The following is a 13,824-nucleotide window of genomic DNA, read 5'->3' on the forward strand; positions in this document are numbered from 1 at the left end:
AACCGGGCCTCATCACCCGACGGCGCAGTCGTCGCCCGCTGCAGGCCCAACGACCCGTCGCACCATCGGGTATCGGCATCCAATCATCCGGCGCCCGCACCGTACCCACTAACCTGAACATCGAACACACGTTCCCCTTCGTCCGGTAGTACGCGCACCTGGAACCGGCCATCTCAAGGCCCGCTCGGCGACCAGCGCTCCGGGCTCCGGCCTCCGCCAATCCCATCCGCTCGCCGCCCCGTCTACGACCGCCGCCGCTTCCTTGCCAGCCCGCACGGCGACGCGAGCCAAGCCGACGCATCTGCGGCCGACGCCGACCGCAGATTGCGCTGCGGGCGCGGCGGGTACCGGGCGCGCGACGGAGAGCACGACCGGGCCCGGTGCGGCCGGCTCACCAGCAGCGCTCTGCGCGGCGGCGGTTTCGACGTGGTGCTTGGCGGCCAACTCATCGTGCCACCACCGGTGTCGACCTCACAGACCACCGTCCTGCCAAGGCCCGTCGTGCGCAGCGGAGCAGACCGGGCAGCAGGGTCCCGACGTACCGGTTTCCGGAGTCCGCTCGGTCCGGGCTCGACGCAGCGAGAGTACGGGTGGCCCCGGATCCGCGGCGGCGCCGGAGGCGGGTCGCTTCGAGCTGGACCGAACTGGCACTCCGAGGACGCCTCCAGCTCCGGGATGATCCGCCAGTTCAGCTCCCGCAGCGCCCTGGTCTGCCGCTCGGCTGTCTCCGTGATGCCCGGATCCACGCGCTGCACGGGCGGGACGGGAGAAATCACAATTCACTGGTGAAACAGGAGTATCGCGGCGTGTGCCTTTCCCTAAAGATGTACCAATGAACGATGGCACTCTGCCCACTATTTTCACCCGCGGACCCTCGCCCTACTTGAAGGCAGGAACGGCGTCAAGAGAGCGGGAGAGGCTTTCTAAGGTGGCGCTTGCTGTGAGTCCGGCGCAATCTTCGTTTGCGCTGACTGAGCTCTGGTAAATCCACGTTGGTCGCTCCGATCATCGAAGGGAGCCGATTGAATGCCGGGGGCAATGCGTGTTGGCCTCCGCTGAGAGGATTGACATGACTGGGCATCAAGGTGAGCCTGCCCATGCAGGGCATGCATGGGTCAAATGGATCATTCCCGCTCTGTGGGCGCTAGCAGCGATAATCACTGCCATCGCCCAGCTTCTATCCGCTGTTCGCGGCGGATAGAAAGGCAAAGAGAAATGAAGAAGCAGCGTTTTTCCAATGGTAGCCAGGAATCACAGTCCTCCAGCGTGGAGTCACGCAGGGGCAAGGAGGAGATGAGTCGGGACCTCTCAAGCGCCAATGATCAGTTGAGTGCGGTTCAGTTCTATCTCAACAAATCCAAATTGGTACCTGAAAAGGGACCGGACAGCGAGTACGGCAAGCTCTTTTGGGGACTATATCAAGACTGCCAGAAAGAGGGAATAAAAGCCAAGGACTTCTGTTCGGCATTTCTCTACGGTAAAGACTATCCGCGCAGGGTGCGCGATGGAGTGGCGGGAGTATTGAGTCACGATGATCTGTTTATAGGCCTCGCCAGCCTTGAGAAGGGGACAGGCTTCAAGGAGAAGATAGCTTTTACGCCTGAGAGGCAGGAGGAACTGGAGAAGGCCCGCGCCAAAGAAGAACGCGAACGTAAGGAAGCGATCAAGGGTCGGCTTGAGTCCGCAGAGACCAAGCTCAAAAGAAAGATCGAGCTGGATGCGGCGCTTGCGGTCTGCATAGGCGCGTTGCGGACGAAGATTGGCTCCCTGAGCCAAGAGCTGGCCGTTCCCGGCGGGCAACAGCAGAGCCTGCGTCGTCGCCTTGAATTGGCGGAAGAGGCCCTGAGGAGGGCCTTGGCGCGCCGGGAGAAGAACCACGAAGAACTCCGCGAGTGCGCTGGCAGGCTGCTCAAGGTCGTCGGCGAGGTTAAGCCCTTCCTCGACTTGTGAGGGCAACGCGGCTTGTGGCTGTGTTCTCAAAATGGCCGGGCCAGACCAGCAGTTGTGCGACCGCACCGTGCTGCGCGCCGACTGGCGGCCCGCCGATAGACCGGCGGGTCATGGCGGGCCTGGCCCCCGCTCACGTATCCGGCGTCCGGTGGGTCGACGGTGAGCCGGCCACCCGTGAGCGCTGGCGCGCCCTGGTCACCTCCCGGCCTCGCCACCTCGGCATTCCGCAGTAGCGGCTGAAGGCCCGTGCAGCGGTGTGACTTACCGTCCGCACGGGTGAAGCGGCAGCAAACCGCTGGGCGGAGCGGAGGCGATCACCGCTACGAAGATCACGACCTGTTTGTGATCTTCGAGAGGAAGCCTCCGTGCGTCTCACCCGTGCCGCGGCCGCCGCACTGTCCGCGCTCGCCGTCCTGCTCACCCCTACCAACGCACATGCCGCCGCCCCCGGCGACACTGTCGCCCTGCCCATCCGCGACGCCTTGACGGCACTCCTCGTCCAGGGTGAGGACCGCACCGGCTACGAACGCACGAAGTTCCGGCACTGGATCGACGCCGACCACAACGGATGCTCGACAAGGAGCGAGGTGTTGCTCGAGGAGGCAGTCACTGCTCCCGAGCAGGGCGCCAACTGCCAGCTCACCGGCGGCACCTGGTACTCGCCGTATGACGACACCTACTTCACCCAGGCCCGCGCCCTCGACATCGACCACTTGGTCCCGCTCGCCGAAGCCTGGGATTCCGGCGCCTCCGCTTGGAGTGCGAAGGAGCGCGAGGCCTACGCCAACGACCTCGGGGACTCGCGGGCGCTGATTGCGGTGTCCGCCGCTTCCAACCGCAGCAAATCTGATCAAGATCCGGCGACCTGGCAGCCCCCGGCCGCCGGCTACCGCTGCACCTACGCCACCGACTGGGTGAGCGTCAAAACCCGCTGGAATCTCGCCATCGACCCCGCGGAACAGGCCGCGCTCACCGACACCCTGGGTGGCTGCCCGAACATCCCCATCGAGGTCACCCGCGCCCGATGACCCCCAGAACGCGTGAGACCCGCTCCGCAGATCGCGGAGCGGGCCTCACGTTCGAGCGCCGGGCAGGCCTTGCACCTGCATCGTCCCGCAGGAAGCGGGACGTCTTTCCTTGGACCACCAACGCAGTACCAGGCACCACGAGTTCTGGCGACCGACTCAAGATCAAGTATAACGGCCCCTGCGGCTTCCGGTCACGGAGCGCGGTACCCACCGGGCACGGCTCGGGACGGGTACGGACGAGCCCGTTGCGCCGCGTGGGATGACGGCCCCAGCAGATCAGGGATTCCAGGTGCGCAGGAAGGCGGCGATCCGGGCTCCGGTGCGCCCTTGTTCTCCATCCTTCCGGGGCCCATTCGGCCTACCCTCCCGAGCCGCACCGAACAGCAGCTTCTAGCGTCAGGGACATCGGCCGCTTCAGGCTGGGAGGAGGCCTTTCATGAACCGCAAAAGCGTTGCAGGCGGCATAGTCGCCGCGATCGCGTCGATCGCCCCGCTGTCCGGTGTCGCATACGCCCAGGACCTCGACTGCCGCGACTTCGTCTTTCAGGAAGACGCGCAGGCTGTCTTCAATGCCGACCCGTCGGACCCCAACCGTCTGGACGAGGACCAGGGCCCGGATGACGGCATCGCCTGTGAGGCACTGCCGCACCGAGCCACCGCCTCGCCCAGCCAGACTGCCGTCCCCTCAGCGGCCACCCCCACCCGCGGTGTTCAGGGCGGTGCGGGCGGCACCGTCCGCACAGGCCCGTCAGGATGGGACATGAGCGTGGGCCTTGGCCTCACCGCAAGCGGCGCCCTCGCAGCCGGTCTCACTCTGCACCGCATGCGCCGCACCTGAGTGCACCTTAGAAGATGCCCGCCTGGCGTTCAGATCCACGCCAGTATCCGACCGCACGCGCGGTGACGGACACGGAAGCGTTTGTCGCCCGTGCCGATGTTGATGTTGATGTTTTGGAGTTTTCTGGAATACGCGTTCCTGACCCCCGCGCCTTGATCGCCGCCGGATACTTGTTGTTCGCCCGTGTGGGCCGCTCCGTGCCCGGCCGTGGTTCGGCGCCGGCGCGAACGGGCCGGGAGCCGCACGATGCGGCTCCCGGCCTGCAACGCTGCCCGGTTCAGTGGCAGTTGGACCCAGGCGTGCAGGGCAAGCACTTGGCCGCGTCCTTCTCCCCCAGCGGAAGGTCGACGCCAAAGCCGTTGTCGGCGAGGATCTGCGCAGCGCGCATCACGATTCCGTCGGCCTTGCGGTCGACCTCAGGGCACGTGTTCGAGGAATTGGCCGCGGAAGTGGCGCGCGCAGAACTCGCCACGGTTGTGCCCCACGATCCGGCGGGCAGCACCACGACCTGGTTCATCGTGTGGTCCCCTCCTTCAAGTGGTGTTCGGCGAGCCTGGATCAACAACCTGAGGTTCCGGCGTCCCCGGCGACGGGGACGACTTCGGTACGAGCGTTAGGGGGAGGCCATGTCACGGTCGGCCGGTGGCGAGACGGCGTTGAAACGCGCTCGAGTATCACGGAATTGGACGCTGGAGGATGCGGTCGAGCGCTTGAATGTGATCACGGGAGGGTCGGCGGACGCCAGCCTGTTGAGTGCCTGGGAGTCCGGTCGGCGGCGTACCGGTACTCGGAATCGGGCGGCTCTGTGTCAGCTGTACCGGGAGCGGTCGGAGCTGCTGTTCGCGCACCAGGACGGGGCGTTGGTCAGCGTTCTGGAGGAGTCGGGAACGGCGGTTGTCGTGAAGGTCCTCACTCGCTGGATGGACCTGCTGGAGGCCATGGTCGAGGTCGTGGATTGTGCCGAGGAGTGGTTGGTGGTGACCGGCAGCCGGTCCCGGGAGAAGTCGTATCTGGCCGCGATTGAAACGGCCGTCGCCCAGGCTCCTGATCTCGTGCACTACCGCGTCTTATACGGGCCGCCCCGGCATCCGGAATTGACGGACCATCTGCTGCGGCTGCTGGAGTTGCGTGATCCGCGTGAGCGGCGCCACGGCGTCCAGACGTTGAGGATCGGCATCGTGGAACAAATGACTGCCATGGAACGGTTCTTCGTCGCCTCTGAGAGTTCGGCGGTCGTGCCGCTGCCGTCGTTCCACGGCGCGCAGGCGTTCGACTGCGGCATTCTGCTGGGACGCGAGGCGGCGGTGGGGTTGGTCCAGCACGGGCGTGAGGCGTGTGCGTCGGCGCGGCCGGTGGAGAGCGCCGAGGCGGTGCACGCACTTGCCGTGCGGGAGGGCCATGCGGGCAGGCGAGGAGAAACGTGAGCGAGAACCTGGTGGAGCCGGCACGGAATCGGGTGGCGTCGGTGATCGATCTGGCGCAGCGGCTGGTGCGGGTGCCCTCCCGTGGCGGCCTCGACCCCTACGGACCGGTCTTGAATGTGTTGGAGGAGTGGCTGTTCGGCCACGGTCTGCCGCACAAGCGGCTGATGAGCCCGGAGGGGAATCTGGTCGGTCTGGTGGTGGAGATCGCCGGTGGTGCGCCCGGGGCGTGGTGGGCACTGGATGCCTGTGTGGATACCGCGCCGTTCGGCGATGAGAGCGCCTGGACCTTCTCGCCGACGTCCGGCGAGGTACGCGACGGGTGGCTGCTGGGCCGGGGAGCGGCGGACTCCAAGCTTGCGGCGGCCATGTTCTGTCACATCGCCGCCGATGTCCGCGCCCAAGCCGGCCAGCTGGCCGGGGGGTTGGCGGTGCTTCTGGACGTCGATGAGCACACCGGCTCTTTCGGCGGTGCTCGGGCTTATCTGGCGGACCCTGGGATCCCGGTACCGGCCGGCGTGATGATCGGTTATCCGGGCCTCGATGAAGTGGTCGTGGGCGGCCGTGGGCTGTGGCGGGCGCGCGTGTCGGTGCCCGGTGCGTCCGGGCACTCCGGCTCCAGCCGCCGCACGACCGGTGCGATCTCTCGGGCCGCCTGTCTGATCCAGTCCCTGGACAATGCCGTCATGGCGCCTGCGGCGCCCGGCGACCCGTTCCCGCTGCCGCCCAAGATTTCGGTGACCGCCTGCCATGGCGGTGAAGGATTCTCTGTGGTGCCCGACTTGTGTGTGCTGAACGTCGACGTGCGTCTGACCCCTTCCTTCGGTGAGGACGAAGCCGGACTGCTCGTCCACGATCTCATCGCGGCCTTGGACCGGGACCTGCCCGGCCCGCGGCCCACCGACGTCGAAGTCGTCGCTGCGTGGCCGCCGTTCCAGCTCCAGCCCGGCCAGGAGCCGGCCGCCGCGCTGTTCCGCGCGGCCAAGGAGACGGGACTCGACCCGCACGCCAAGACCGCGGGTCCTTCGAACATCGGCAACCTGCTCGCCAGCCACGGCAACATCGCCGTCACCGCCGGTTTCGGCGTCCCCTATGAGGGACTGCACGGCCTGGATGAACGCGCCCACCTCGCCGAACTCCCGAAGGTCTACGCCGTCTACCACCAAGCGGTTGTTGACCTGCTGAGTCCCGTCTGAGATCCCAGATCCCTACCAGGTCCGTTCCATTGCGCCTCCCAGCAAGTCCCCAGTTGCGTCTCTGTCCGCCTCACCGCGGGCGCGGTCCCATGGACACGCCAGCCGCGCCGCATCGAGGAGGTTCGCGATGGACACCGCAACGACAACCGGACGCAGCCCGGCGAGAAAGGTGTGGGAGGAGGCGGGCACGGTCCTCATCCCAGATGCGCTCAGCGCCGACCGCTTCCTGGCCCTGGTTGCCGAGGCACATGAGCTGCTGCTGACGGCGAGCCCGCACATCCACGAGCACACCAGCGCGCACCGCGACGGCTCCTTCGCCTCCCCGGTGCACTGCGCGTTCATCGACGGCGGCGCCCAACTCCAGGCGCTGGCCTATGACAGGGAGTTCCTCGGGGCGCTGCGCGAGGCGACCGGTGTCCCGCGCCTGGTCCCGCGCGGCGGCGCGATCGTGGTCTACGAGGAGGGCGACTTCCAGGGCCTGCACACCGACAGCGTGAAGTCCACGGTCACCGTCACCCTCGCGCTGACCGGCACCCTGGCCCCGATGGGCTGGGCGCCCCATCTGCGCAACGCCCACCCCGGCACCCTGGCCGAGGTGGTCGCCGAGCATGGCATCCTCCCCAAGGGCGAGCCCTTCACGACCCTCGAGCACCCTTACGGTGACGGCAGCGTGCGCGCGTTCGCCGGCTACGCCGTGCCGCACTGGCGCCCGCGCCACACCGGCCCGCGCGGCCTGTTGCTGACCATGCCGTTCCTGGACCTGTGAGCGGCGCGATGACGACGCTGCGTCAGACGTGGCTGGCACAGGGCCATGCGCCGGTGCCGGCCGACGCTGTCGAGGACGAATTGTGGGAAGAGCTGACGGTCGAGGCGGTGCGGTGCGAGCCGGTCGCGGTGGACCGTCACAACCGCCGGCCCGGTCTGCTGGTGATGCGGGACGGCTCGATTACCAGCCCGCAGCGCTGCCGGGTCCACCCCGGCGGCCCGGCGCTGCGCGCCCTGGCGACGTCGAAGGCCCTGACGCAGGCAGCGTGCGAGGCCACCGGGCGGCTGAGGATGACTGCGATCCGCTTCGGGCTGAAGTACTACCAGCCGGGTGACTTCATGCACGTCCACCGCGACGACGGGAAGTGCGAGATCACCTTCTCGTGCGGCCTCACACCGGGCCTGGCCCCGATGGGCTGGCTCCCCAAGCTGCGCTGGCTGACCACCGACCAGGTCGCTGCCCGCCTCGCGGATGCGCCCTACCCGCAGGGCGGCGGCGCCTTCCCGATCTCCTACCGCTGTCTGAACGGATTCGACGGCAGTCGCATCCCCCACTGGCGCGCCCCGCTCGACTCCGCGTCGCGCGAGGTGCTGGTCACCATCTGCTTCACCGACCTGACGGTGTAGCAGCACTGCTCCCACCAGGAGGTAACCCATGACCGCCAGCGTCACCGCCCCCGGCGTCGTTGTCGATCCGGCCGACTTCATCGCCGAACTGCACACCGAGGGCCAGCTCCCGCAGAACTCCGGCGGCGACCCGGCCGTCCCCGACTCCGCCTTCCCCGACACCCACGTCTACACCCAGCCGGCCCTCTGACCGCAGAGGCGGCCCCGTTTCACGCCCGGCCACCGGCAGTCGGCGGCCGGGCGCCGTCCGTCCCATCCGGGAGGCGACATGCGCACCATGTACTTCGACGGCACCCACCGTACCCGCCACCCCGCTCAGACCTGGGCGGCCATCCGCCCGCTCCTTGCCCGGTACGGCATCACGCGCGTCGCCGATGTCACCGGCCTGGACGACCTGGGCATCCCCGTCACCATGGCCGTCCGTCCTCTGGCCCGGACGCTGTCGGTGGCCCAGGGCAAGGGGCTGACGCTGGATGCCGCCCGGGTCTCCGGCGCGCTGGAAGCGATCGAGGCATGGCACGCCGAGTGCGCTGTCCCCACCGTCTTCGTGCGCCAGGCCGCGGCCGTGGACCTCGATCTGCCGTACGCGGTCACCGACCTGGAGCATCACGCCGGAAGCCTGGTGACGGAGCGGACCTGTATGGACTGGGTCCCGGCCCGGTCAGCCGCGGACGGCGGCCGGGTCCTCGTTCCCGAGTCCGCGGTGCGGCTGGGCCGCCAGTTGCACGATGACTGGCGTCTTCACCTGCCCAGCGCCTCCACTAACGGTCTAGCCTCCGGCAACACCCCGAGCGAGGCCATCGTCCACGCGCTGGGCGAGGTCATCGAACGGCACGTCCTCAGCACTGTGACCGACCGGCCGGCCCGAGCCCAGCTCCTCGACCCGGCGAGCGTCGAGGAACCCCGCCTCGCCACCCTGCTGGAGAAGCTGAGGGCAGCCCGGGTCTGGATGGAGCTGTGGCACCTGCCCAACACCTTCCAGGTGCCGGTGATGAGCTGCCATCTGTGGCGCGAGGACCAGGCGGCCGTCGTGGCCGGCGGCTCCGGCGCTCACCTGGACCCGGCAGTCGCTCTGTCCCGGGCGATCACGGAGGCGGCGCAGACCCGGCTGACTCTGATCACCGGCACCCGCGAGGACACCGCCCCGGCCGCCTACCGCTGCGGTAGCCACCACGGCCCCCGGCCGGCCACGCTTGCGGCGCTCCCCTGGCCCGACGCCACCCGGCACTACTCCGAGCCGGTGGCCGACCACGAGGAACAGGCTGCCCTGCTCACGGCCCGGATCACCGACGTCACGGGGACCGCGCCGCTGGTGGTCGACCTGACCTGGGGGCCGCACAGCCAGACCGAGATCAGCGCCGTCAAGGTCCTCGCCCCCGGCCTGCGCTACGACACCCGCCACACCGTCCCCCGCCCACGACCGGGCACGGAGGCAACATGAGCGTCCACGTCTTCGCCGGCCCGACCGTCACAGCCGCCCGCATCCAGCAGCTACTCCCGGCCGCGGCCATCCACCCGCCCATCCAGCACGGCGACCTCTTCCGCCTCCCGCTGCACCCCGGCGACACCGTGCTGATCCTCGACGGACTGTGGCACCACAGCGCGCCGGTCCGGCACAAGGAGATCCTCGCCGCCCTCGACGAGAACATCACCGTCGTCGGCGCGTCCAGCATGGGCGCCCTGCGCGCCGCCGAGCTCCACCCCTACGGCATGATCGGCATCGGCCAGATCTACCGCGACTACCGCAGCGGCATACTCGACGCCGACGACGAAGTCGCCCTCGCCCAAGGCCCCGACGGTCAGGCGCTGTCCGAGCCGTTGGTGAACCTGCGGGCCCAACTGCACCGGGCAGCCGACGCCGGCCAGATCACCCGTGCGCATGCCCAGGCGCTGACCGCCCTGGCCCGCGCCCTGCCGTACCCCCGCCGCTCCTGGAAGGCGCTCGGCCACGCCGCCGCAGCGGCTGGCGCCGGCCTGCCCGAGGCGCACGCTCGGGCCGACACGCACCGGCGCGAGCACCCTTGGGATCAGAAGCTCCAAGACGCCCAGGACGCGCTTGCCGCCCTCTCGGACTCAACCGCCCTGCCGGAGACCGCCGTTCAGACTCCCGAAGGCGGCGGTAGCTGGCGGACGGAGTTGTGGCGCACGAGCTTCGTGCGCCACTGGAGCGCCGCCTACCGTGGATGCGGGCCCGGTTGCCTCCCGTTCCTCGCGCTGCTGCAGCACCAGCAGCTCTACGACCCGGCGTTCGCCGACCGGTGGCGGACGCGGATCCTCGCCCACCTGGGTCAGCCCGTCGAGGACCTGGCCCTCCGGATCGGCCTGGACCCGGCCAACCTCGACCCCGGACAGCTCGCTCACTGGCTGACGCCGGCCGAGCAGCACCTACTGGACCGACACGAGATCCTCATCCGCATCCTGGTGCGCTCCGCGCGGCTGGACGGCGCCTGGACTGCATGGCCCTCCTCCCGAAAGGAAGCCGGACCGCTCCTGGACCATGACTCCGGCACCGAGGCCGCCGTGGCCGACGCCCTGACCGTCAACGCCGCCGTCGAAGCCGCCGACATCCGTCACACCGTGGACCACTTGGACCCGGCCCGAATCGCCGCCCACCTGCTCAACACCTGGCAACTGCCAGCAGACGCGAAGCGAGTTACCCGAGACGCGGCCGCCAGGGACCGCGCCTTCCGCGATTTCGCCGCCGCCGTGGACACCGCCCGGAACTTCTACCTCGCAGCCGTCACCTCCTCCCGCGCCCCGGCCGCAGAACGTTCGACCGGCGCCAGCGCCAGCGCCCGGATCTGAGGCAGCAGCAGCGGCGCCACCATCGCCGCGCCGATCACCACCGCGCCGGCCCCCAGCGTCACGCGGAGCCCGAACACTGCCGCCAGCGGCCCGGCAGCCAGGTAGCCAAGCGGCACGGGCAGAAGCTGCCCCAGTGTCGAGTAGGAGGTGACGCGGCTGAGCCGGTCGGACGGGATGCGCTCCTGCACCAGGCTCGCCCACATCGTCATGCTCAGAGCCAGCCCCGTACCTGCCGTCGCGGTCGCCGCCGCCAGCACAGGAACAGGGGCGGTCAGAGCCATCGCGGCCAGCGGCAAGGCCATGGAACCGGTGCCCCCGCACACCAGCAGCCCGACCAGGGACGGCCGCCACACCAACGCCACCGCCGCCCCGACGATCAGACCCGCGGTGAAGGCGCTGACGACGAAGCCCCACGGCCTGGCACCGCCCAGATAATGCTGCCCGTAGACGGGGCCGAGCATCTGGTAGCCGACCAGCCACACCGGCACCACCACCGCGCCCTGGAGCACCATCACCCACAGCCAGCGACGTGCCGCGAAGTCACCCCAGCCCTGCCGCAGGTCGCGCACGAAGCCGCTGCGGATCTTCGCCTTTGTGGGCTTGAGGCCCAGGTGCGCGCACAGCAGCGCCGCCACCGCGAACGTCACTGCGTCCCAGCCGATGACCCAGCTCGGGCCGAAGGCCGAAACCAGGACGCCGCCCAGTGCTGGGCCGGCGACCTTCACCACGTTCTGCCCCACCTTCAACAGGGCGTTGGCCTGGTGCCGCATCTCGACAGGCACGACCTCGACGACGACTCCGCCGGCCGCTGGGGTGAAGAATGCGGCGGCGGCGCCGCAGAGCGCGGACATGACGACCAGGTGCCACACATGCGCCGCACCGGCCAGAAGCAGCACGGCGGCTGCGGCCTCCGCGACGGCGGAGACCACGTTGGCCCACAGCATCACGCTCGCCCTCGACCAGCGATCGGCAACCACCCCACCGACCAGCAGGAGCAGGATCTGCGGCGCCATCCCCGCGGCGAGCACCAGGCCCAGAGCGGTGGCCCCACCGCCGAGGTGGAGCACGGCGAAGGCCAGTCCGATCGGGGACACCGCGGAGCCGGTCCACGACAGCATCCGTGCGATGACATGGCGGCGGTAGGACTTGATCGCCAGCGGCGCACCCACGGCACGCAGGCGGACGGTCCACCCTATGCGCGCCACCGTCGAAGAAGCCGTCTGGCGACGTGGTGCCCATAGACCGCGCATGATCCAACTCCGCCTGGGAAAGCCGCAACCCCCAGCGCTGAGTCGTCACCGGGGACAAGGCAAAACCCTATGGGCATCTTGGAGATCGCCGGGCACGGAAGCATCTTCCGTACGCCCCATGCAGGATCGCCTCTCCACGCACATCCGGCCCCCACAACCCCTCAGCGTCGAGACAGGGGGAAGAGTCAACGGGGCCTGGAATTGGTAGGCCCCTTTGGTCCTCGACCTCCCGGTGTGGCACAAGCTCTGTGCTGAGAATGGCTTCGCCATCGCCACAACGGACACCCTCCGCGACCCGCGCATCGCACACGAACTACCCATCGCCACAAACGTGTTCAGCGCCGTGCGATGTCCGGCAACCTAGAACCGCACCTGCACGAACCGAGGGGCTACAGACGCCCCACAAAAAAGCGGTGGCCCCCCTCTCTCTTGGTCAGAGGAGGACCACCGCTTTCGTCGTACCGACGGATAAGTCAGGCAGTGATACCACTGATGAACGCCCCGAACGCCTCGCTGGAGACGCGGAACGCCGGGCCCGCCTCGACCTTCGAGTCACGGACACCGACCTGCCCGGTCAGGTCGGCGACCTCGACGCAGTTGCCACCTCCCTGATCCGAGTAGGACGACTTGCGCCATGCTTCCTCCGGAGCCACGTCAATGGAGCGGAGGGCCTTGCTGATATGAGTCATTTCCACAGTTCCTCTTCGAGGTCCTTAAGTATGCGCAGCGTCTCGGACGGTCCGGGAGCCGCTTTCACCATGGCTGCAAACTGCCTGGCGAACTGCCCAACATCGGCCGGCTTCGACCACATGGTCACTGACCGGTAGCCGTCGGACTGAACTACAGGCTCCAACGCCTCAAACTCCAGCAACGTGAAGTTGAAGCCAGCACGGTAGGTAGGCAGGTCTTCGGGAATGATCTGGACGTCCACGTTTTCCAGACCACTGAGGCGGATGATTTCCGCGTACTGTCGACGCATCACCTCAGGTGATCCCACGCACGTGCGCAGCGTGTTTTCCGTCAGGATGATGTGCACTTCACGGTCGTCGACCAAGAGTTCCTTGCGCTCCATACGTGCCTGAATGCTCCGCTGGACCGCTTCGGTTGTCCGTTCCTCCACGATCTTCGCTGAGCCCATCAGCGCATGGGCGTAGTCCTCGTGCTGCAGAAGGCCATGGACGACATTGTTCTCGTAGCCCCGGATGCGGACAGACGCCTGCTCCAGACCGAGGAAGCGCAGCATGCCAGAGGGGAGGAACGCACGGTACGACGTGATCGGCTCGACCTTCAGCGAGTCCAGATGCATCTGCTTCAGATCGTCGCGCGCCTGCTCGTCCCCGACGCCGTACTCGTCGAGCAACGCCTCAAGATCCATCAACTTTGGCAGCGGGATCTCACCCGCCTCGATGCGACTGAGCTTTGATCGAGAGAACCTCAGCCTGGTCGAAACAGCTTCGGCTGTCCACTTCGATCCTTCGTCTGAGTTCTGGCCCTCTTCTGCCAGTTTCTTCTTCCGTTCGCGCAGCGTGCGGAGCTCTGTCCCGAGCGCGACGCGCATGTAGGTCGAACCTCGTCGTGCGGCCACCCGTCCCCTCGTTTCAGTACGCAGTCCATCAGATGGAAACCCCTGCCTGGTGACAGGGGACGTCTGTCCTCCAGTTGAGGGCTCCAGTCCGCCAGATCGTGAACTCTGTCCGGAGTCTGGCATGCCCTGTCCTTCATGCAACACCCGCTGTCGGTTAACTGGCACTTGCCAATTCACCTCCGCCTGAGCGTTCTCTTGAATGTTAACTGGAGCGTGCAGCACGCTAGTTGAGCGCACTGATCGGAGACATCGCTTCCAGGCAACACGTGGGGCGCAGTCCCCTTCTGCGCCTGTTCCGTGCGGTCCCGGCGACTTGTCGGCCCTCGCCGCGGTGGATGGCCGCCCCCGCTTGGCATCAG

At 68.0% G+C, this 13,824-nt stretch carries 14 protein-coding genes; 10 read left to right on the forward strand and 4 right to left on the reverse strand.

All coding sequences use genetic code 11. The annotated features are described in order from the left end of the window. Positions 1 to 1,215: 1,215 nt before the first annotated feature. The 3 genes from AB5J56_RS00685 to AB5J56_RS00695 all read left to right on the forward strand — a co-directional run bounded on the left by AB5J56_RS00685 (position 1,216) and on the right by AB5J56_RS00695 (position 3,816). Positions 1,216 to 1,950, forward strand: coding sequence for a hypothetical protein (locus tag AB5J56_RS00685; RefSeq protein ID WP_369228950.1), 735 nt, complete (start codon positions 1,216 to 1,218; stop codon positions 1,948 to 1,950). Positions 1,951 to 2,315: 365 nt separating this feature from the next. Then, complete coding sequence (locus tag AB5J56_RS00690) at positions 2,316 to 2,978, forward strand: HNH endonuclease family protein (protein WP_369228952.1); 663 nt, start codon at positions 2,316 to 2,318, stop codon at positions 2,976 to 2,978. A 436-nt stretch (positions 2,979 to 3,414) separates the two neighbouring features. Continuing rightward, a complete protein-coding gene (locus AB5J56_RS00695) occupies positions 3,415 to 3,816 on the forward strand; it encodes an excalibur calcium-binding protein (RefSeq protein ID WP_369228954.1) in 402 nt (133 codons plus the stop codon). Positions 3,817 to 4,093: 277 nt separating this feature from the next. Here AB5J56_RS00695 and AB5J56_RS00700 read toward each other — a convergent pair whose 3' ends face one another. Next, a complete protein-coding gene (locus AB5J56_RS00700; protein WP_369228956.1) occupies positions 4,094 to 4,333 on the reverse strand; it encodes a hypothetical protein in 240 nt (79 codons plus the stop codon). A 343-nt stretch (positions 4,334 to 4,676) separates the two neighbouring features. On the opposite strand from AB5J56_RS00700, the gene AB5J56_RS00705 reads away from it, so the two are divergent. The 7 genes from AB5J56_RS00705 to AB5J56_RS00735 all read left to right on the forward strand — a co-directional run bounded on the left by AB5J56_RS00705 (position 4,677) and on the right by AB5J56_RS00735 (position 10,630). After that, positions 4,677 to 5,240: a hypothetical protein gene (locus AB5J56_RS00705; protein WP_369228958.1), complete on the forward strand. Its 564-nt coding sequence runs from the start codon at positions 4,677 to 4,679 to the stop codon at positions 5,238 to 5,240. Further along, positions 5,237 to 6,433, forward strand: a complete 1,197-nt coding sequence (locus AB5J56_RS00710; protein WP_369228960.1) for a M20 family metallopeptidase — start codon at positions 5,237 to 5,239, stop codon at positions 6,431 to 6,433. Before AB5J56_RS00705 ends, AB5J56_RS00710 begins: the two co-directional genes overlap by 4 nt. A 127-nt stretch (positions 6,434 to 6,560) precedes the next feature. After that, complete coding sequence (locus AB5J56_RS00715) at positions 6,561 to 7,199, forward strand: hypothetical protein (protein ID WP_369228962.1); 639 nt, start codon at positions 6,561 to 6,563, stop codon at positions 7,197 to 7,199. Positions 7,200 to 7,207: 8 nt separating this feature from the next. Next, positions 7,208 to 7,825, forward strand: coding sequence for a hypothetical protein (locus tag AB5J56_RS00720; protein WP_369228964.1), 618 nt, complete (start codon positions 7,208 to 7,210; stop codon positions 7,823 to 7,825). Between the two features lie 28 nt (positions 7,826 to 7,853). Then, positions 7,854 to 8,015, forward strand: a complete 162-nt coding sequence (locus AB5J56_RS00725) for a hypothetical protein (RefSeq protein ID WP_369228967.1) — start codon at positions 7,854 to 7,856, stop codon at positions 8,013 to 8,015. Between the two features lie 78 nt (positions 8,016 to 8,093). After that, positions 8,094 to 9,266 carry a YcaO-like family protein gene (locus AB5J56_RS00730; protein ID WP_369228969.1) on the forward strand — a complete coding sequence of 391 codons (1,173 nt, stop codon included), beginning with the start codon at positions 8,094 to 8,096 and terminating at the stop codon, positions 9,264 to 9,266. After that, positions 9,263 to 10,630 carry a TfuA-like protein gene (locus AB5J56_RS00735; RefSeq protein WP_369228971.1) on the forward strand — a complete coding sequence of 456 codons (1,368 nt, stop codon included), beginning with the start codon at positions 9,263 to 9,265 and terminating at the stop codon, positions 10,628 to 10,630. Before AB5J56_RS00730 ends, AB5J56_RS00735 begins: the two co-directional genes overlap by 4 nt. Here the strand turns inward: AB5J56_RS00735 and AB5J56_RS00740 are convergent. The 3 genes from AB5J56_RS00740 to AB5J56_RS00750 form a co-directional block, all read right to left on the reverse strand. Then, positions 10,552 to 11,880, reverse strand: a complete 1,329-nt coding sequence (locus tag AB5J56_RS00740) for an MFS transporter (protein WP_369228973.1) — start codon at positions 11,878 to 11,880, stop codon at positions 10,552 to 10,554. The two genes, AB5J56_RS00735 and AB5J56_RS00740, sit on opposite strands and share 79 nt — an antisense overlap. A 473-nt stretch (positions 11,881 to 12,353) precedes the next feature. Continuing rightward, positions 12,354 to 12,569 carry a DUF397 domain-containing protein gene (locus tag AB5J56_RS00745; protein WP_369228975.1) on the reverse strand — a complete coding sequence of 72 codons (216 nt, stop codon included), beginning with the start codon at positions 12,567 to 12,569 and terminating at the stop codon, positions 12,354 to 12,356. Continuing rightward, positions 12,566 to 13,438 (reverse strand): helix-turn-helix domain-containing protein, encoded by an 873-nt coding sequence (locus AB5J56_RS00750; RefSeq protein ID WP_369228977.1) that lies wholly within the window; start codon positions 13,436 to 13,438, stop codon positions 12,566 to 12,568. Before AB5J56_RS00750 ends, AB5J56_RS00745 begins: the two co-directional genes overlap by 4 nt. Between the last annotated feature and the right edge of the window lie 386 nt (positions 13,439 to 13,824).

Source organism: Streptomyces sp. R21, assembly GCF_041051975.1.
GTDB lineage: Bacteria > Actinomycetota > Actinomycetes > Streptomycetales > Streptomycetaceae > Streptomyces.